Consider the following 18,379-nt stretch of genomic DNA (forward strand, 5'->3'; position numbering starts at 1 on the left):
GGCCTCACCCCAGCGCCGCGACCCGTTCCCGGTACCCCCGCACCGCCGCCGCGTCCCGGTACGGCTCCAGGCGGCGCTCGAACTCCCTGACGTACTCATGGGCGCGTACGGAGCGCATCTCGGAGGCCTGGAGCGCCGCCTCGGCGCCCAGGGTGCAGGCCTGCTCCAGCTCGCCCAGGCCCAGCCGTGCGGTGGCCAGCACCACCCGGCAGAAGAGCCGGCTGCGGGCGAAGCCGGCCGCGCGCAGCTGGAGGGAGCGTTCGGCGTGCTGGGAGGCCGCGCGGTACTGCTGGAGATCGCGGTGGCAGTGCGCCAGTTCGTCGGCGAGCTGCGCCTCGTCGAAGAAGCGTGCCCAGTACGGGGTGTCGTCGCCGGGGCGGACGGTCTCCAGCGCCCGTTCGGCGCGGGCCAGCGCCGCCGTGCAGGCCCGGACCTCGCCCAGGACGCCGTGGCCGCGCGCCTCCGCGGAGTGCAGCAGCGCCTGCACGGCGGGCGGCGCGCTGCTGCCGATGCCCTGCTGGGCGACCCGAGCCAGCTGCACGGCCTCCCTGCCGTGCCCCAGGTAGACGGCCTGTCGGCTCATCGTCACCAGGACGTAGGACCCGTACGCCCGGTCCCCGGCGGCCTGGGCCAGCCGCAGGGCCTGGACGAAGTACCGCTGGGCCAGGCCGTGGGCCGCGATGTCGTACGAGGTCCAGCCCGCCAGCCGGGTCAGATCGGCGGCGGCCGCGAACAGCCGGCGGCCGGTGGCTTCCCCGTAGCTGCCGCGCAGCATCGGCTCGGCCTCGTGTTCCAGATAGCGCACCAGGGCCTGACGGGCGTGGCCGCCGCCGTAGGCGTGGTCCAGCGCCCGGAACAGCTCGCCGACCGAGCGCAGCGCCGCGATGTCCCCGGAGGTGACCCGGGAGCCCTGCGTACGGTCGACCCGGTCGTTGCGGCGCTGCCTGGGCACCGTGACCCGGCCCTGTGCGGGCACCCGGCCCGCCCCGTCGTCGTGGGTCTCGCCGCGGGCGACACGCTCGTCCGCGCGCCCGATCAGCCAGTCCCGGCTGGGCACGACGAGTCCGGCCGGGGTGAAGGCGATCTTGCGCAGCTCGGCGTGGCTGCCGGAGTCCTTGCGCCACAGCCCGCTGACGATGTCCACCGCCTCACTGGGGCTCGCGGCGAACTCCAGCCCGGCGTACACCGGCGCACAGGCGTCCAGGCCGAGGTCCTGGGCGGACAGCCGGCGTCCCAGCCGGCGGGTGAACACCTCCGCGATCAGGGCGGGGGTGGTGCCCCTGGGCTGCTGGCCGCGCAGCCAGCGGGTCACCGACGTCTTGTCGTAACGGAGGTCGAGGCCGTGCTCGATGCCGAGCTGATCAACCCGTCTGGCCAGCCCGGCATTGGAGAATCCCGCCTCGGCGATGAGCGCGGCGAGCTGGCGGTTGGGCGTGTGGTGCGGGGGTCGTTCCGTCATCAGCTTTACCGGTCTCCTGCCTTCCGGGCCGCTGCCGGGTTCGGCGGACCCTGTCCGGCATGCTCATCGCCCTTGTGGAACGGCGTGAATGTAACGGCCTTCGGCCCGCCATTCCCGGCCTGTCCCTCGCGTTCATCCGATCGTGTGAGCAGGGACGGGAGGGCGGGACACCGGCCGCCTGCGGGGTCCGGACGAGGCGGCCGTACAGTGGCATGGGCGCGAAGTGGCATCAACGTTGCAGCGAAGTGCAACAGAGGTTCGAAGAGGAGCTGCCGTGACTGCGATCTCTCGGGGGGAGACCCCCGCACCCGAGGGGCTGCGCTTTGTGCATCTGGGCTTCGGCGCCGACGCCGTGGACTACGAATCGGCATGGCAGGAGCAGCGCCGGGTGCACGCCGCCCGGTTCGCCGACGAGCTGCCCGACACCTGTCTGCTGCTGGAGCACCAGGCCGTCTACACCGCGGGCCGCCGTACGACCGACGACGAGCGCCCGCTGGACGGGACCCCGGTCGTCGACGTGGACCGCGGCGGGAAGATCACCTGGCACGGGCCCGGCCAGCTGGTGGGCTATCCCATCCAGAAGCTGCCGCGCCCGGTTGACGTCGTGGCCCATGTCCGCCGTCTCGAAGAGGCCCTGATCCGGGTCTGCGCCGAGTTCGGCGTGGAGGGCACCCGGGTCGAGGGCCGCAGCGGTGTGTGGATCCTGGGAGACACCGTCAGCGCAGCCGAGCAGCGGGCGGCCCTGGGCGGGCTGAACCTCGATTTCGACCCGCGGACGGCGGACGAGCTGTTCGACCCGCGGCTGAACGGCCCGGAGTACGCGCCGTCCAACGCCGGCCAGCGCCGCGAGGACCGCAAGCTCGCCGCGATCGGCATCCGCGTCGCCAAGGGCGTCACGATGCACGGTTTCGCGCTGAACGTGAATCCGGACAACACCTCGTTCGACAAGATCGTGCCGTGCGGCATCCGTGACGCCGGCGTCGCCTCGCTGGCGGGCGAGCTGGGCCGCGAGATCACCATCGCCGAGGTGCTGCCCGTCGTCGAGAAACATCTGCGGGACGTCCTGGAGGGCGCCGAACTGCTCCCCCGCGCGGTCTGACCGGACGGCCGGCCGGCCCCGGCATCCCGGGCCGGCCGGCCGCCGGCCCGGTCCTTCCGGAGACCGCCGGGAATGCAACCCCGCCATACGGGGTTGCCCCGCACGTCAAGACGTGCGAATCAACGGGCGTACCCTGGTGTACGCCGAAGAAACGAAGTCGTAGGGAGCCGGTCGTGTCCGCAGTCGCACCCGACGGACGCAAGATGTTGCGCCTGGAGGTCCGGAACAGCCAGACCCCCATCGAGCGCAAGCCCGAGTGGATCAAGACCCGGGCGAAAATGGGTCCCGAGTACAACCACCTCCAGGGCCTGGTCAAGAGCGAGGGTCTGCACACGGTCTGCCAGGAGGCGGGCTGTCCCAACATCTTCGAATGCTGGGAGGACCGCGAGGCGACCTTCCTCATCGGCGGTGACCAGTGCACCCGCCGCTGCGACTTCTGCCAGATCGACACCGGCAAGCCGCAGGAGCTGGACCGCGACGAGCCGCGCCGGGTCGCCGAGTCCGTGCAGACCATGGGCCTGAAGTACGCCACGATCACCGGTGTCGCACGCGACGACCTGGAGGACGGCGGCGCCTGGCTCTACGCCGAGACCGTCCGGCAGATCCACGCCTCGATGCCCGACACCGGCGTCGAGCTGCTGATCCCCGACTTCAACGCGGTCCCCGAGCAGCTCGCCGAGGTCTTCTCCTCCCGCCCCGAGGTGCTGGCCCACAACGTCGAGACCGTCCCGCGGATCTTCAAGCGCATCCGCCCCGGCTTCCGCTACGAGCGCTCGCTGGAGGTCATCTCCAAGTCCCGCGAGGCCGGTCTGGTCACCAAGTCCAATCTCATCCTGGGCATGGGCGAGGAGCGCGAGGAGATCAGCCAGGCGCTCCAGGACCTGCACGACGCGGGCTGTGAGCTCATCACGATCACGCAGTACCTGCGCCCCTCCGTGCGCCACCACCCCATCGAGCGGTGGGTCAAGCCCGACGAGTTCGTGGAGCTGAAGGAAGAAGCCGAGGAGATCGGCTACGCCGGTGTCATGTCCGGCCCGCTGGTCCGCTCCTCCTACCGCGCCGGCCGCCTTTACCAGCAGGCCGTCGAGCGGCGCGAGGTCGAGGCGTCCAGTCAGGCGGTTTGATTTCCCCGGCGCGCCATCTTGTGAAACGTGGCACATGCTTGAGGACGCGGCCCGCACTCCCCCTGACGGGGGGCGTGGGGGCCGCGTCAACGTTTCATCGGTGTTTGACCGGCAGGTCATCCGTTGGTAACACCTATCAGTGACGATGGATGCACGCACCGCTCCCGCACCTACTCCTGCTTCTCCGAACAGATCAGAGGGAGTCACCCACCATGCAGGCCGCGCCGCTCCGTGCCAATCCCGCCCTCCCCATCCCTTCGGTCACCGGTGCACTGCGTGCCGTCGAGGCCGTTCTGATGCGCGGCGGGCAGCGCACCGCCCGCCGTAACGCCTGGACATCGGTCCTGGAGGACCGCCGCCGCGCCAAGGACCGCCACGAGGCCGCGTACGTACTGGAGGCCGCGGCGACCCGGCGCCCGCACGCCACGTAAACTTCGCTGTATGGCGAGGAAGGCAAACTCAGACGGCGCTGCCGGCGCTGAGAACTCCGGGCGGCTGAAGCAGATCGCCCAGACCTACAAGATGACCCGTCGGGTCGACTCCAAGGTCGGTCTAGTCGTCGCTGGTGTAGGCATCGTCGTATTCGGCGTTCTCCTTGCCATCGGCTTCGTGATCGGCCATCCCATCTACGCGGGAATCCTGGGCTTCGTCCTGGCCTTCCTCGCGATGGCGATCGTCTTCGGACGGCGCGCCGAGCGAGCTGCCTTCGGGCAGATGGAAGGCCAGCCCGGTGCGGCGGCCGCCGTGCTGGACAACGTCGGCCGCGGCTGGACGGTCACCCCCGCGGTGGCCATGAACCGCAGCCAGGACGTGGTCCACCGCGCCGTCGGCAAGGCCGGCATCGTGCTGGTCGGCGAGGGCAACCCGAACCGTCTCCGCGGCCTGCTGGCCGCCGAGAAGAAGCGGATGGCGCGCACCGTCGCCGACGCCCCGGTCCACGACATCATCGTGGGTGACGGCGAGGGCCAGGTGCCGCTGAAGAAGCTCCGTACGACCCTGCTGAAGCTGCCGCGGGTGCTGCCCGGCGCGCAGGTGACTGCCGTCAACGACCGGCTCAAGGCGCTGGGCGACCTGATGAGCAACATGCCGGTTCCGAAGGGCCCCATGCCCAAGGGCATGCGGATGCCCAAGGGCGGCGGCAAGACGCGCTGACCGTGCGGGCCGGCCGCGCGCCTGCGCCGGCCGGCGGACCCGACACCTGACCGGATGACGACGCCCCGGGGCCGATGGCTCCGGGGCGTTTCGTATGCGGCCCACGGTGGGGCGTTCAGGGGGCGTTCCGTGAGTGGCCCCACGACGGGGCGTGTCGTGAGCGGCCCCACGACGGGCGTTCCGTGAGCGGCCCCGATGTGCTCGGGTACGGGGCGCCCTACGGCTCAGGTACGGGGGCCGCAGGTGCGGCTACGAGGCCGACGGCTCAGGTACGGGGCGCGGGCACGAGGGCCGCAGCTCAGGCACGAGGAAGGCCGCAAGCGCTCAGGTACGAGGCCGAAAGCTCGGGTACGGGCTCAGATGCGGACCTGTACGGCGCGCGAGAGGCGATCGTGCAGCCCCCGCCCGTCCCGGTCCCACACCACGGCCGGAATGACCACGACGAGCAGCACCGTGCGAAGCACGACCCGCGGCAGCGAAATCCGGCCACCGCCCTCGGCGACCACCCGCAGGCCCAGCAGCCGCTTGCCCGGCGTGAAACCGACCGTGCCCACCGTCAGCACGCTGAGCACGGCGAAAACCACCAGCGCCCAGTTGCTCGCCGACTGTGCCCTACCGCCGCTGAGCAGCCCGAAGGCGATGAGCATGCACAGCGCCCAGTCGACGAAGAGCGCGGCGAAGCGCCGCCCGGGGCGTGCGATCGAGCCCGGCCCCGTCTCCGGCAGCCCGAGCTGCTGCCCGCGGTACCCGAACTCGACACCCATGTCCTCGGCTGCCGCGCGGGGTCCGGAGATCCACGATCCGATTGCTTGCCTGTTGTCCACCCGACCACGGTACTGCGACCGCATACATTCGCTGCGCCGAGGTCCGGTGCGGGACGGTGCCGGCCCCCATTCCCGGCCGTGCCCGGGGGTGGTCGGAAAGGGGGCGGAACGACTCGGCGCGACGTCGGAGCGGGCGGTCGCCACCCGGGTCAAAATGGCCTTTCGTGGGTCACACTGGGAGATAAAGGCGGCCGCGCGCCGGTTAACCTCGGCGAAACAAATGGGTCATGCTTGGGAAATCCCGCCTGCCTATGGTCGGGCAACGCGCCACCGCACATGGTCGCGTTCCGAGTAGCAATCCCGCGTCCGCCGACCGGTGACCGGGCTAGGAGGAGTTGGATGTTCCAGAACGCTGACGAGGCCAAGAAGTTCATCGCGGACGAGGACGTGAAGTTCGTCGACGTCAGGTTCTGTGACCTGCCCGGCGTGATGCAGCACTTCACGATCCCGGCGAAGGCGTTCGACCCGACCGAGGAGCTCGCTTTCGACGGCTCCTCGATCCGCGGCTTCCAGGCCATCCACGAGTCCGACATGGCGCTGCGCGCGGACCTGTCGACGGCTCGTGTGGACCCGTTCCGCCGCGACAAGACCGTCAACATCAACTTCTTCATCCACGACCCGATCACCGGCGAGCAGTACAGCCGTGACCCGCGCAACATCGCCAAGAAGGCCGAGGCCTACCTCGCCTCCACCGGCATCGCGGACACCGCGTTCTTCGGCCCCGAGGCCGAGTTCTACGTCTTCGACAGCGTGCGCTTCGAGACCGGTGCGAACCAGTCCTTCTACCACATCGACTCCGAGGCCGGCGCCTGGAACACCGGGTCGGAGGAGAACAACCGCGGCTACAAGGTCCGCTACAAGGGCGGCTACTTCCCGGCCCCGCCGGTCGACCACTTCGCCGACCTGCGCGCCGAGATCTCCCTGGAGCTGGACGCGGCCGGCCTCCAGGTCGAGCGCCAGCACCACGAGGTCGGCACGGCCGGCCAGGCGGAGATCAACTACAAGTTCAACACGCTGCTCGCCGCCGCCGACGACCTGATGCTCTTCAAGTACATCGTGAAGAACGTCGCCTGGCGCAACGGCAAGACAGCGACCTTCATGCCCAAGCCGATCTTCGGTGACAACGGCTCCGGCATGCACGTCCACCAGTCCCTGTGGCAGGGCGGCAGCCCCCTCTTCTACGACGAGCAGGGCTACGCGGGTCTCTCGGACACCGCCCGCTACTACATCGGCGGCATCCTCAAGCACGCCCCGTCGCTGCTGGCCTTCACCAACCCGACGGTGAACTCCTACCACCGCCTGGTCCCCGGCTTCGAGGCCCCGGTCAATCTGGTCTACTCGCAGCGCAACCGCTCCGCGGCCATGCGTATCCCGATCACGGGCTCGAACCCCAAGGCCAAGCGCGTCGAGTTCCGCGCGCCGGACCCGTCCTCGAACCCGTACCTCGCCTTCTCCGCCCTCCTCCTCGCGGGCCTGGACGGCGTCAAGAACAAGATCGAGCCGGCCGAGCCGATCGACAAGGACCTCTACGAGCTCGCCCCCGAGGAGCACGCGGGCGTCCCCCAGGTCCCGACCTCCCTCCCGGCCGTCCTCGACGCCCTCGAGGCCGACAACGAGTACCTCCAGCAGGGCGGTGTCTTCACCTCCGACCTGATCGAGACCTGGATCGACTACAAGCGCACCAACGAGATCGCCCCGATCCAGCTGCGCCCGCACCCGCACGAGTTCGAGCTTTACTTCGACATCTAAACCGTGCTCTGAGCGGCATCAGCCGTGGCGATGGCCGCCACCCCACGCGGGTGGCGGCCATCGCCGTTTGTTCTCATTCGTGAAGCCGGGTCAGCGCGCCCACGCCCAGGCGGTCGGCAGCCTGTGCGGCCCGGGCCGCGGAGCCGCTGCCGCGGCACCGTCCGGCGCCAGGCCCCCGCCGCGGCGGAGCCGGCCGGTGCCCGTGAACGACGGTGTCCGTGAACGGCGGTGCCCGTGAACGGCGGTGGCCGTGAACGGCGGTGGCCGGCGCGGGAGCTGTAAGGCCGACGGGGCACCGCACGCGGCACGGCGCGTTGCCGTGCCGCGCGGCCTCGCTCCCTACCGGTGACGGGTCATGCCACGGAACCGGACACCACGGGACGGGGCGCAAGCCCCCGCGCCGCGGTCTCCCGGTGCGCCGGGTCCCCGTCGGCGGCGCCGAGGAGCGCGATCAGCGCCTCCCGGGCCCTGGCCACCCTGGAGCGGACCGTCCCCACCGGACAGCCGACGACAGCGGCCGCCTCCGCATAGGGAAGGCCGACCAGCTGGGTGAGCACGAACGCCTCCCGCCGGCACGGCGCGAGGGCGGAGAGGAGATCGGTCAGGGCAACCCCTTCGTCGAACCCCGGGCCGGTCTCGCACTGTGTCTGCTCGGCCACGGTCTCCCAGTCGGCGAGCCCGGCGACGCGGGGCCCGGCCCGGTTGGCGCGGATCCGGTCGGCGACGGTGCGCCGGGCGATGGTCAGCAGCCAGGTGCGGGCCGAGGACCGGCCTTCGAACCCGGGCAGGCTGCGCAGCGCCCGCAGATAGGTGTCCTGCACCAGGTCGTCCGCGGCCTGGGCATCGCGGCTCAAATGCGTGACGTAGCGCAGCACATGACGCCGGGTGCCCCGCACGAACAGCTCCACCGCCTCTTCGTCTCCTGTGCGGGCCGCCAAGGCCCACTGGGTTACCAGAGCATCGTCGATCTCACGCATGTGATTCCTCCCCTCGCCGCTCACCACGGAGCCCGGAGGAGAGGGGGTCATGGCTCCTGCGCGTGGCGGAGCCGGTGGCCGGCACGAGATCGGCCGTGGGCACCGGGGATGCCCACGTCCGGACAGGTGTCATCATCTGGAGTCCTTCGCGTGATCCGGTCGCCGTTGCGTACGGACGGACCGGAGGGCCGGATGCGGGCACGGCCGCCGCGGCTCCCGCCGCACGACGTCCGCAACCCGAGGTCAGCTGCTGTCAGCAGACAGCCGGCTCCTCAGGCGGACCACGCAGCGACACCACATGCGCCAGCAGCAGTTCGCGCAGGGCCCGTCGTGGCCTCTGCCGCGGTACCCGGGCGCCCTCCGGAACTGGCAACGGCACGGGACGCAGCACGGCGAAGATCCGCCGGAACAGGAACAGGGACACGGTCCGCGCCACACGGAAGGCGGCCTGCTCCCCGCCCCACATCCACCAGGCGCTCAGCGCAGCCACCGCCAGGTGCGCCACGAGCATCGAGTGCCCACCGGTCTGCATTCCCTCGTGCAGCGACCTCGGCATTCCGGGCATCGCGTCAGGCACCGGTCCGTCGCCGAACCGGGCGGACGGGAGCGGTGCCGCCCCCTCGCACGCCATGACCTTCCACCACAGCCGGCCCAGGGACCACGGGCCGGCCGCCTGCTCCGGGGCCATCTGACTCAGCGCGAACGCCGTGTGCAGCACCGCCTGGGTACCGGCGGTGAGCAGGCCCACCACCACCGGTCCGCGCTCACGCCGGGCGAAGCACCACACACCGGCGGAGGCCCCCACGACGGACGCGATCACGACGTACCAGGGCAGCGGCGAACCGGACGACAGCACGTGCCCAAGAGCCGTCAGCAGCACACAGACCGTGGCGAACACCACGGCCCGCAAGCCCCTGAGAACGCATCCGGCTTCCATATCGAGCCCAGCTTGCACCCCGCCCGTCGATTCCGACCCCGGAGTCGGAAAAGGTGCTCAATCCTGGAGCGATTTCCGCCGGCCGCGCCGGCCGCAGCGCACGGTACGGCCGGTGCCCGCCGGCCCGCCGGTGGCCGAGGACTGAGGCAAACTGGCGGTATGCCTGAAATGCCGGAGGTCGAGTCGCTCACCAGGTTCGTGCACGAGCATGTCGTCGGCCGGACCGTCGAGCGCGTGTACCCGGTCGCCGTCCACGCGCTCAAGACGTACGACCCGCCCCTCACCGCGTTGGAGGGCCGGACGTTCGACGAGGTGACCCGGCACGGCAAGTTCCTCGATCTCCGGGCCGGGGAGCTGCATCTGGTCCTCCACCTGGCCAGGGCGGGGTGGGTGCGGTGGAGCGAGAAGCTGGCGGTGGCGCCGCCGCGGCCGGGCAAGGGGCCGTTGGCGCTCCGGGTGCGGCTCGGGACACCCGACGACGGCGCGGGGTTCGATGTGACCGAGGCCGGGACCCAGAAGCACCTCGCGGTGTATGTCGTACGGGAGGTGGAGGAGGTGCCGGGGATCGCGCGGCTCGGGCCCGACCCGCTCTCCGAGGGGTTCACCCGCGAGGCCTTCGCGGGGCTGCTGGCGGGGGAAAGCCGGCAGATCAAGGGGGTGCTGCGGGACCAGAGCGTGATCGCCGGGATCGGGAACGCCTACTCGGACGAGATTCTGCACGCGGCCCGGATGTCGCCGTTCAAGCTCGCCGCCAGGCTGTCGGAGGACGAGGTGACCCGGATCCACGAGGCGATCGGTACGACGCTGGGCGAGGCGGTCGAACGGGCCCGTGGGACCGACCTCCGGAACCTCAAGGCGGAGAAGAAGAGCGGGCTGCGGGTGCACGGGCGGAAGGGGGAGGCCTGTCCGGTGTGCGGGGACACGATCCGGGAGGTGTCCTTCAGCGATTCGTCGATGCACTACTGCCCCGCCTGCCAGACCGGCGGCAAGATCCTCGCGGACCGGCGGATGTCCAGGCTGCTGAAGTAGTCGGCGCGGAAGGGCCGCCACCCGGTGCGGGTGGCGGCCCTTCGGTTCGGTGCCGGGTGGGAAAGGCGGCGCGGTCAGGCCCCGGGCCGCCCCGGCGCCAGCAGCTCCCGCAGTTCGGCCACCGCCTCCCGGAGCCGGTCGGCGAAGGTCCGCATCTGGTCGGCCACCGCCAGCGGTGTGCTCAGGTAGAGGTGGAAGCGGTCGGGCAGCAGGACGTAGGCGACGCCGATACAGCGGCTGCTGGTGGAGCCGAAGCCGAAGTACTGGATGTTCGCGGACGGCGCGGAGCTGGTGCTCAGGTAGTCGTCGCGCATCGTCAGCCAGCCCGGTGTCCGGTAGAGGGCGGGCTGCTCGGTCACGCCGAGTTCCGCCCCGCGGCGCCGCTGGATCAGCTCCAGCTCCCACAGGTGCTGCTCGGGCGCGTCACCGGCCTGGCACTCCTTGGCGCGGGCGACGTGCTTCGCGGCGGCGGCCCGGAAGGCGGCCCGGCGGGTGTCCGCGTCGGCCGCCGGGTCCTCCATCGCGGCGACGAACTCCTGGATCTCCGGGGTGACCACCCGCATGGCCTCGGTCCGGCCGTGCCGCCACTGGCGGGTGGCGATCGACTCGTATGTCGCACCCAGGTGCCCCTTGGCGCGCTGGTGCGCCAGCTGGTAGGCGAGCTGGACGAAGGCGTCCGGCGAGGAGCCCAGCGCCTTGGCGGTGTTGCTGCCGAAGTCGTCGAAGGAGACGGTCCGGGTCGCGGTGCTCTCCCCGAACGCCGCGAACGCCTCGGCGGCGGAGCGCACCTCGGACCGGAGGGTGTCGTCCAGCTCGAAGACGACCGGCTCCACGGAAGGGAGCCCCTGGGAGCGGGCTCCCGAGCGGCGGGAGTGTTCCTCGGCAGGGGTGCTGAGCAGGGCGTCGGTGAAGCTGAGGATGGTGGTGCCGTCCAGCTCGCAGTGCTCGACGTTGATGCCCGCCCGGCCGTCCGCGAAGACGATCAGGGAGACGGCCTTGTCGAACCAGCGGTTGCCGCGGTCGCCGTGGAGCAGCTCGTCGCAGGCCTGCTGGATGTCCGCGGGGGCGAAGTCCTCCAGGCAGACGCAGAACAGGGCGGTCTCGATGTCGTCCAGGGCGTCCGCGTTGCGGGGGTGGCAGGCGAGCAGGGACTCGCGGGCCGCGGCCCACTGCGCGCGGGCCATGGTGGTGAGGTGGCCCACCGAGGTGTTGGCGGGGGCCGGTTCGGCGCCGGCCTTCTGTACGGCGCGCAGCCCCGCTTCGAGGTCTTCCAGGCTGTGCGGGACGCCGTCCGCGCCGAGCACGTCCATCCGGAACATGCTGCCGCGGAAGAACACCACGATGTGCCGTGCGCGGGACGGGCCCGGCCAGGCGTCGGTGTAGGGACTGCGGACGGTGTCCTGTTCCGCCCCGGGGATCCGGGTGGCGGAGAAGAGGAACTTGTTCTGGACCATCGACTGGGGCGCGCCGCGCTGCACCACCGGCGGGATGAGCTCCTGATCGAGCTGCCGCTTGTAGTCGACGGCCCCGGCGATGAGGCCGGCCGCCCGCTCCACCTGCGACTGCGGTTCCGGTTGCGCCGGGCCGGTGTCCTGGAAGAGGAAGAAGAAGTTGGCGTTGAGCGCGATCCGGTCCCGGCGGCCCAGGTAGCGGTACGGCCAGAAGGTGTCGAGCCAGCTGTGCACGCCCTGCGCGGCGTCGTACTGCTCCAGCGCCGCGTGCAGCGCCCGGCCGGGGCCGCCGGGCCGGAGGAAGGCGGTCACCTCCGCCTCGGTCGCCGCCAGCTCGTCGGCGGTCAGCAGCGGCGCGCACCAGGCGAGGAACCGCTCACAGCTGGCCTCCAGCGTGGGCAGCGGCACCCGCGGCAGGCTGTCCTCTTGGGCGAAGGTCGTCATGGCTGCTGGCCTTTCCTGACGGGTATTCAATTCTGCTCTCTCGATTCGCGTCGTGGGGACCTGTGATGTCACTCGTCCATACTCGCGCCGTCACCCACCGTGCCCGCTCCTCCTGGAGCGCGGAGCGGGCGACGGTCAAGGCGACGGCGCGTCGCCCTTCGCTAGTCCAGCAGCCGGTCGCCCCGGACGGCCCGGCCCTCGGCCGCCAGATGCTCGGGCAGCGCCCGGCCGAAGAGCTGCCGGGTCCGTGCCACGCTCCCGATGACGCCGGGGCGCTCGCTGTAGGCGAAGATCGCGGAGTGGCGCGCGAGCTCGCCGCGCACCGGGCTCACCCGGTGCAGCGAATAGCGGCCCTTGAACAGCTGCAGATCACCGGGTTGCAGGGGGAGGCGGCGGGTCAGCCGCTCGCCCCGGCCGTCCAGGACGTCGTGGACGTCGTCGAAGTGCTCGTCCTCGGCGGACCGGATGTTCGGGCAGTACTCGAAGACGCCGCCGTCCTGCGCCTGGCGGGTGAGCAGGCTCACCGTGAACTCGTTGGTGTCGAAGTGCCAGGGGTGCTCCATGCCCGGCGCGACGACATTGAGGACCAGCCCGGAGAGCGGGTCCGCCAGCTCGTGCAGCTGCGGCAGTCCGAAGCAGCGGGCGATGAAGTCCTGGAACGCCGTGTGGGAGTACAGCCGGCTGATGACGGAGTCCGCGGGGATGCGGTCGCGGGCGACGAACGCGTTGCCCCGCTGGAAGGTCCGGCGGCCGGGGTGGCCCTCGGGCAGCGCCCGGTCCACCGCGATGTTGTAGACGTTGACGGTCTCGACGTCGAAGTGCGCCTGGGGGGCGAAGGCCGCGCACTCCTGCTCCAGCACCTTGCGGAGCGACGGCCGGATGAAGTCCGGCAGCACGGTGCAGCCGAGAGCCGAGAGTTCGCGCCGGGCACGGGACATCACGGCCCGCCCCTCGGCACTGTCGAGTTGTGCCAGGGGGTACCGGGCGGTGTCGACCACCTGGTCGAGCGCGATGGCTTGCAAAGTGGACATTCGATCCTCTCCACGCGGACAGACCGTCCCGAGCCGGATGCCCGCCGCCGGCCCGCGGCGTCGCTCCGGCCGCCCCCACCAGGCGATCCGTGCGGTCCGCGCGCCGTCGGCCCGCACCGTCAGCTCGTCGGCAACTCCATTGAGGAGTAGCACAGTTGAAGTTCCCACAGCGCTCCCGTGTTGTCTGTGATACGTCACACTGCGCCGACGCGGCGGCTGCGCGCCGTGAAGGGGCAAGGGGGAAGGCACCCGGGGCGAGGAGGCAAAGGGCGCCCGGGGCGGGCCGGCGTCGCCTGCGTCACTGTTTTATGCAACTTGTTGCATAAGGCTCCTCGGCTGGTCTACAACTGCTGTCACGACCACCGCGCCAGGAGGCCCCCATGAGTCAGTACCCGCACCTGATGAGCCCGCTCGACCTCGGGTTCACGACCCTTCCCAACCGGGTGCTCATGGGGTCGATGCACATCGGCCTGGAAGAGGCCGAGAACGGGTTCGCGCGGATGGCGGCCTTCTACGCCGCCCGTGCGCGGGGCGGCGTCGGCCTGATGGTGACCGGCGGTATCGCGCCGAACGAGGCGGGACGGCCGTACGACGGCGGGGCCAAGCTCACCACCGAGGAGGAGGCGGCGCAGCACCGGACCGTGACCGACGCGGTGCATGCGGCGGGCGGCCGGATCGCGATGCAGATCCTGCACTTCGGGCGGTACGCGTACCACCCCGATCTGGTCGCGCCGAGCGCCCTCCAGGCTCCCATCAGCCCCTTTCCGCCGCATGCACTCACCGACGACGAGGTCGAGCAGACCATCGAGGACTATGTGCGGGCGGCGGAGCTGGCCAAGTCCGCCGGGTACGACGGGGTCGAGATCATGGGCTCCGAGGGCTACTTGATCAACGAGTTCATCGTCGGCGCGACCAACCGGCGCACGGACCGGTGGGGCGGCTCGTACGAGAACCGGGTGCGCTTCCCGCTGGAGATCGTCCGCCGCACCCGGGAACGGGTCGGCACCGACTTCATCCTGATCTACCGGCTCTCGATGCTGGACCTCGTTCCGGGCGGTTCCACCCTGGAGGAGGTGGTCACGCTCGCCAAGGAGATCGAGGCGGCCGGCGCCACGATCATCAACACCGGTATCGGGTGGCACGAGGCCCGTATCCCCACCATCGTGACCTCGGTGCCGCGCGGCGCCTACACCTGGGTGACGAAGCGGCTGATGGGCTCGGTCACCATCCCCCTGGTGACCAGCAACCGCATCAACACCCCCGAGGTGGCAGAGGAGTTGCTCGCCGACGGGCGCGCCGACATGGTGTCGCTGGCCCGGCCCTTCCTCGCCGACCCGGACTTCGTCAGCAAGGCGGAGGACGGCCGGGCCGATGAGATCAACACCTGCATCGGCTGCAACCAGGCCTGCCTCGACCACACCTTCAGCGGGAAGATCACGTCCTGTCTGGTCAATCCGCGGGCGTGCCACGAGACCGAGCTGGTCCTCTCCCCCACCCGCCGGCGCAAGCGCCTCGCGGTGGTCGGCGCCGGGCCCGCCGGGCTCGCCTGCGCCGTGTCCGCCGCCGAGCGCGGCCATGAGGTCACGCTGTTCGACGCCGCGGACGAGGTCGGCGGGCAGCTGAACATCGCCAAGCGGGTGCCGGGCAAGGAGGAGTTCGAGGAGACCCTGCGCTACTTCCGTACGCAGCTCGCGCGGCAGGGTGTGGAGGTCCGGCTGAACACGCCCGTGACGGCCGGGGACCTCGGTGCGTACGACGAGATCGTGGTCGCCACGGGGGTCACCCCGCGCACCCCGGAGATCGAGGGCATCGACCACCCGAGCGTCGTCAGCTACCTCGATGTGCTGCGCGACGGCGCGCCGGTCGGCGAGCGGGTGGCGATCCTGGGGGCCGGGGGCATCGGCTTCGATGTCGCGGAGTTCCTGACCGACGCCGGCGACGCGGCGAGCCAGGACCCGGAGACCTACTTCCGCTCCTGGGGCGTCGACACGGCGTACGGCGAGCGCGGCGGACTGCGGGCGCCCGAGCGCCCCGAGGCCCCGCGCCAGGTGCATCTGCTCCAGCGCAAGACGTCGAAGGTCGGCGCCGGGCTGGGCAAGACGACCGGCTGGATCCACCGTGCGGAGCTCCGGCACCGGGGCGTGACGACGGTCGCGGGGGCGACGTACGACCGGATCGACGACGAGGGCCTGCATGTCACCGTCGACGGCGCGGCCGGCACGCTCCCCGTGGACACGGTCGTGCTGTGCACCGGGCAGGAGCCGCGCCGGGATCTGTACGAGGAGCTGCGGGCCGAGGGGCGCGCCGTGCACCTCATCGGCGGTGCGGATGTCGCCGCGGAGCTGGACGCCAAGCGCGCCATCAAGCAGGGGACGGAGCTGGCGGCGACCCTGTGACCTGCTGCCGCCTGCCTAGGATTGCCGCATGTCACTCCCGCACGCCATCCTCACCGCCCTGCTGGAGAAGCCGTCGTCGGGGCTGTCGCTGACCCGAAGGTTCGACCGGTCGATCGGCTACTTCTGGTCGGCCACCCATCAGCAGATCTATCGCGAGCTGGGAAAGCTGGAGCAGGCCGGGTTCATCCGGGCACTGCCCAGCGACCAGCCCTCCCGCGGGCAGAAGAAGGAGTTCGAGGTGCTGCCCGCGGGACGGACCGAGCTGACCCGCTGGGCGTCCGGCGAGCAGGACTCCAAGCCCATCCGGGACGCACTGCTGCTGCGGATGCGGGCCTCGGCCGTCGTGGGACGGGCCGGGCTCGACGAGGAGCTGCGGCGGCATCTGACGCAGCACCGGGGGCAGTTGGCGGAGTACCAGGACATCGAGGGCCGCGACTTCGGGGCCGCGGCCGGCCCGGAGGACCGGTTGCGGCGGCTCGTGCTGCGGGCCGGGATCGGCCTGGAGACGTTCTGGGTCCAGTGGCTGGAGGAGGCGTTGGCGGAGGTGACGGACATGGACGCCGCCGAGGGGACCGGGGACGGCTCGGGTGGGTGAGCCGACTCCGGCAGGGTGCGGGCACGGCGTGGGGCGGCCGGCCCCGGGGGAAGTCCCGGGGCCGGCCGCCCTGTTGTGTGCCGGTCGGTGGTCAGCAGTTGTCGTAGATGAGGGCGCGCACCAGACGGCAGGTCGTGTCGGAGGGGGTGTGGACCCCGATGTCGGCCGCGGTGCTGCGGATCTTGCGGTTGTGGGCCTGCTCGGGGCGGTAGACGCCGGTGTCGAGCAGGGCTATGGCCAGCCGCATGGCCTTCAGGCGGCGGTTGTGCGATTCGTACCGTTCGCGCGGCCATCCGGCGGGCAGCGGCCTCTTGGGCAGCGGGTGGGCCGGGGGCGGCTTCGTCATGAGCGTGGCAGCGGCCATCGGCGACCTCCTGGAGCGTGGATGAACCCTCACTGACTGGTTCCCATTCTACTGGCCACCACTGACAAAAGCCCCTGGCCAGGAGGGATTTGAGGCTTTGAGGAGGGGCCGACGCGCGCCCGTCGGGACAGCCTCCGGGACGGTCTCCCCGGCGGCCGCCGTCAGGCCGGCACGGTCGTCGCGCGGAGCAGGTTTTTGTCCGGTTTGCCGACAGGTGTGAGGGGGATGGCGTCGAGGACGTGGACGGCGGCCGGGGTGTACAGGGCACCCTTGTGCTCGGTGACGAAGGCGCGGAGGCCGGCGGTGTCCACACGGCGGCCCGGGGCGGCGACGACCGCGGCATGCACCTCCTCGGTGTCGTCCGCCCCGAGCACCCCGTAGACGGCGCACTGGGCGACCGCCGGATGGGTGTGCAGCAGGTCCTCGACCTCCGCCGGGTGGACATGGCCGCCCACGACGATGATCAGGTCCTTGACCCGGTCGACGAGGTAGAGCCGGCCCTCCTCGTCCAGCACGCCGACATCGCCGGTGCGCAGCCAGCCGTCGTCGTGCAGCACCTGCGCGGTCAGCTCGGGCTGCTTCCAGTAGCCGGTCATCACGCCCGCGGAGCGTACGTGGACCTCGCCCTGCTCCCCCGTCGGCAGCTCCCGCCCGTCCGCGTCCCGGACGGCGAGCGTCACGCCGGGCAGCGGGCGGCCCACGGTGATCCGCCCGCCGGGACCGGTCGGGACATGGTCCTCCGGACGGGCCTCGGTGATCGACATCGCCTCGGCCTGGCCGTACAGCCCGAACAGGACCGGGCCGAAGACCTCGGCGGCCTGCGCCAGCCGTGTCGGTGAGGCCGCGCAGCCGCCGTAGGAGATGCGGGTGAGGGAGCTGAGGTCGGTGGTGGGGAGGGTGGGGTCGTCGAGGAGCCGGTAGAGGAGCGGGGGCAGCAGCCACAGGTGGGTGATGCGGTGGCGGGCGACGGCGGCGAGTACGGCGGTGGGGTCGAAGGCGCGGTGCAGGACGACGGTGCCGCCGGCCACGAGCGTGGCATCGGCCAAGATGCCCGCGAGGTGGGCGAGCGGTGTGCAGGCCAGGAAGCGGGGCGGCTCGCCGGCGGCCTCCATGCGGTGGTGGATCAGCATCCCGGCATACGGGGCGTGCCCCATCCGGACCCCCTTGGGTATGCCGGTCGTGCCGCCGGTGTGCCGGATGCACCAGTCGTCCTCGGGCCGGGCGGCGCTCTGCACCTCGGGGGTGGCGGGGAGTGCGGCACAGGCGGCGAGCAGGTCGGCGCCCGGACCGGGGGCCCCCTCCCCCAGGGTCATGACCTCGGGGAGCGGGCCCCGGGTGTGGTGGAGCAGCGCCCGTGCGGTGTCGTGGAGGGCCGGGTCGACCAGGAGCAGGGCGGCCTCCGCGCTCGTGGCGATCCGGGCCAGGGTCTCGGCGGCCATGCCGTCGTAGAGGAAGACCACGCGGGCGCCGAGGAGCCCCGCGGCGTAGCGGGCGGCGAGGACCTCGGGGCGGTTGCCGCCGAGGAGACAGACGGTCCGGCCGCGGCCGATGCCCCGGCCGGCGAGCACCGCCGCCATGCGGTGGACGGTGGCATGTAAGGCGCCTGCGGTGACTTCCTCGCCGCCGTCCACGGTCACCGCGGTACGGGACGGGTCACGGGCGAGGGCGGCGAGGAGGGCGTCGGTATAGCTGGTGAAGCCGGTGGTGGGCGTCATGGCAGCGGGTTCCTTCGGGCCGGTGGCGGGTGC

Annotated in this window: 16 protein-coding genes; 8 read left to right on the forward strand and 8 right to left on the reverse strand. The window is 71.6% G+C overall.

The genetic code is table 11. The features are described from left to right. Positions 1-4 precede the first annotated feature (4 nt). The gene (locus K7C20_RS10400) at positions 5-1,459 is read right to left on the reverse strand and encodes a hypothetical protein (protein WP_053208833.1); all 1,455 of its coding nucleotides are present in this window, start codon (positions 1,457-1,459) and stop codon (positions 5-7) included. Between the two features lie 274 nt (positions 1,460-1,733). On the opposite strand from K7C20_RS10400, the gene lipB reads away from it, so the two are divergent. The 4 genes from lipB (at position 1,734) to K7C20_RS10420 (ending at position 4,834) form a co-directional block, all read left to right on the forward strand. Beyond that, positions 1,734-2,558, forward strand: coding sequence for a lipoyl(octanoyl) transferase LipB (gene lipB / locus K7C20_RS10405; protein WP_048829694.1), 825 nt, complete (start codon positions 1,734-1,736; stop codon positions 2,556-2,558). A 173-nt stretch (positions 2,559-2,731) separates the two neighbouring features. Beyond that, positions 2,732-3,682: a lipoyl synthase gene (lipA, locus tag K7C20_RS10410; RefSeq protein ID WP_030083679.1), complete on the forward strand. Its 951-nt coding sequence runs from the start codon at positions 2,732-2,734 to the stop codon at positions 3,680-3,682. A 212-nt stretch (positions 3,683-3,894) separates the two neighbouring features. Beyond that, on the forward strand, positions 3,895-4,113 hold the full coding sequence (locus K7C20_RS10415; protein ID WP_030083677.1) for an SCO2195 family GlnR-regulated protein: 219 nt from the start codon (positions 3,895-3,897) through the stop codon (positions 4,111-4,113). A gap of 10 nt (positions 4,114-4,123) precedes the next feature. Further along, a complete protein-coding gene (locus K7C20_RS10420; RefSeq protein ID WP_053208834.1) occupies positions 4,124-4,834 on the forward strand; it encodes a DUF4191 domain-containing protein in 711 nt (236 codons plus the stop codon). Positions 4,835-5,190: 356 nt separating this feature from the next. On the opposite strand, the gene K7C20_RS10425 is transcribed toward K7C20_RS10420, so the two are convergent. After that, on the reverse strand, positions 5,191-5,658 hold the full coding sequence (locus tag K7C20_RS10425; protein ID WP_167352499.1) for an RDD family protein: 468 nt from the start codon (positions 5,656-5,658) through the stop codon (positions 5,191-5,193). 339 nt (positions 5,659-5,997) lie between these two features. Here K7C20_RS10425 and glnA point away from each other — a divergent pair, with 339 nt between their 5' ends. Further along, the gene (glnA, locus tag K7C20_RS10430) at positions 5,998-7,407 is read left to right on the forward strand and encodes a type I glutamate--ammonia ligase (RefSeq protein WP_030083669.1); all 1,410 of its coding nucleotides are present in this window, start codon (positions 5,998-6,000) and stop codon (positions 7,405-7,407) included. A 353-nt stretch (positions 7,408-7,760) separates the two neighbouring features. Here glnA and K7C20_RS10435 read toward each other — a convergent pair whose 3' ends face one another. After that, positions 7,761-8,384 carry a sigma-70 family RNA polymerase sigma factor gene (locus K7C20_RS10435; protein WP_052414334.1) on the reverse strand — a complete coding sequence of 208 codons (624 nt, stop codon included), beginning with the start codon at positions 8,382-8,384 and terminating at the stop codon, positions 7,761-7,763. Positions 8,385-8,637: 253 nt separating this feature from the next. Beyond that, complete coding sequence (locus K7C20_RS10440) at positions 8,638-9,285, reverse strand: hypothetical protein (protein ID WP_053208835.1); 648 nt, start codon at positions 9,283-9,285, stop codon at positions 8,638-8,640. Positions 9,286-9,480: 195 nt separating this feature from the next. Here K7C20_RS10440 and K7C20_RS10445 point away from each other — a divergent pair, with 195 nt between their 5' ends. Next, complete coding sequence (locus tag K7C20_RS10445) at positions 9,481-10,350, forward strand: Fpg/Nei family DNA glycosylase (RefSeq protein WP_030083663.1); 870 nt, start codon at positions 9,481-9,483, stop codon at positions 10,348-10,350. A gap of 74 nt (positions 10,351-10,424) precedes the next feature. Here the strand turns inward: K7C20_RS10445 and K7C20_RS10450 are convergent, their stop codons facing one another. Together K7C20_RS10450 and K7C20_RS10455 are read right to left on the reverse strand one after the other, a co-directional pair. Beyond that, complete coding sequence (locus K7C20_RS10450; RefSeq protein WP_107083351.1) at positions 10,425-12,245, reverse strand: choline/carnitine O-acyltransferase; 1,821 nt, start codon at positions 12,243-12,245, stop codon at positions 10,425-10,427. Between the two features lie 161 nt (positions 12,246-12,406). Then, positions 12,407-13,276 carry a HalD/BesD family halogenase gene (locus K7C20_RS10455; protein WP_030083662.1) on the reverse strand — a complete coding sequence of 290 codons (870 nt, stop codon included), beginning with the start codon at positions 13,274-13,276 and terminating at the stop codon, positions 12,407-12,409. A 380-nt stretch (positions 13,277-13,656) separates the two neighbouring features. Here K7C20_RS10455 and K7C20_RS10460 point away from each other — a divergent pair, with 380 nt between their 5' ends. Beyond that, on the forward strand, positions 13,657-15,672 hold the full coding sequence (locus K7C20_RS10460; protein WP_030083661.1) for an NADPH-dependent 2,4-dienoyl-CoA reductase: 2,016 nt from the start codon (positions 13,657-13,659) through the stop codon (positions 15,670-15,672). Positions 15,673-15,700: 28 nt separating this feature from the next. Further along, positions 15,701-16,267 carry a PadR family transcriptional regulator gene (locus tag K7C20_RS10465; protein WP_030083659.1) on the forward strand — a complete coding sequence of 189 codons (567 nt, stop codon included), beginning with the start codon at positions 15,701-15,703 and terminating at the stop codon, positions 16,265-16,267. 91 nt (positions 16,268-16,358) lie between these two features. Here K7C20_RS10465 and K7C20_RS10470 read toward each other — a convergent pair whose 3' ends face one another. Next, positions 16,359-16,631, reverse strand: coding sequence for a hypothetical protein (locus K7C20_RS10470; protein ID WP_030083656.1), 273 nt, complete (start codon positions 16,629-16,631; stop codon positions 16,359-16,361). Between the two features lie 161 nt (positions 16,632-16,792). Beyond that, positions 16,793-18,346, reverse strand: coding sequence for an AMP-binding protein (locus K7C20_RS10475; RefSeq protein ID WP_053208837.1), 1,554 nt, complete (start codon positions 18,344-18,346; stop codon positions 16,793-16,795). Between the last annotated feature and the right edge of the window lie 33 nt (positions 18,347-18,379).

The organism is Streptomyces decoyicus, from assembly GCF_019880305.1.
GTDB classification, from domain to species: Bacteria; Actinomycetota; Actinomycetes; order Streptomycetales; family Streptomycetaceae; genus Streptomyces; species Streptomyces decoyicus.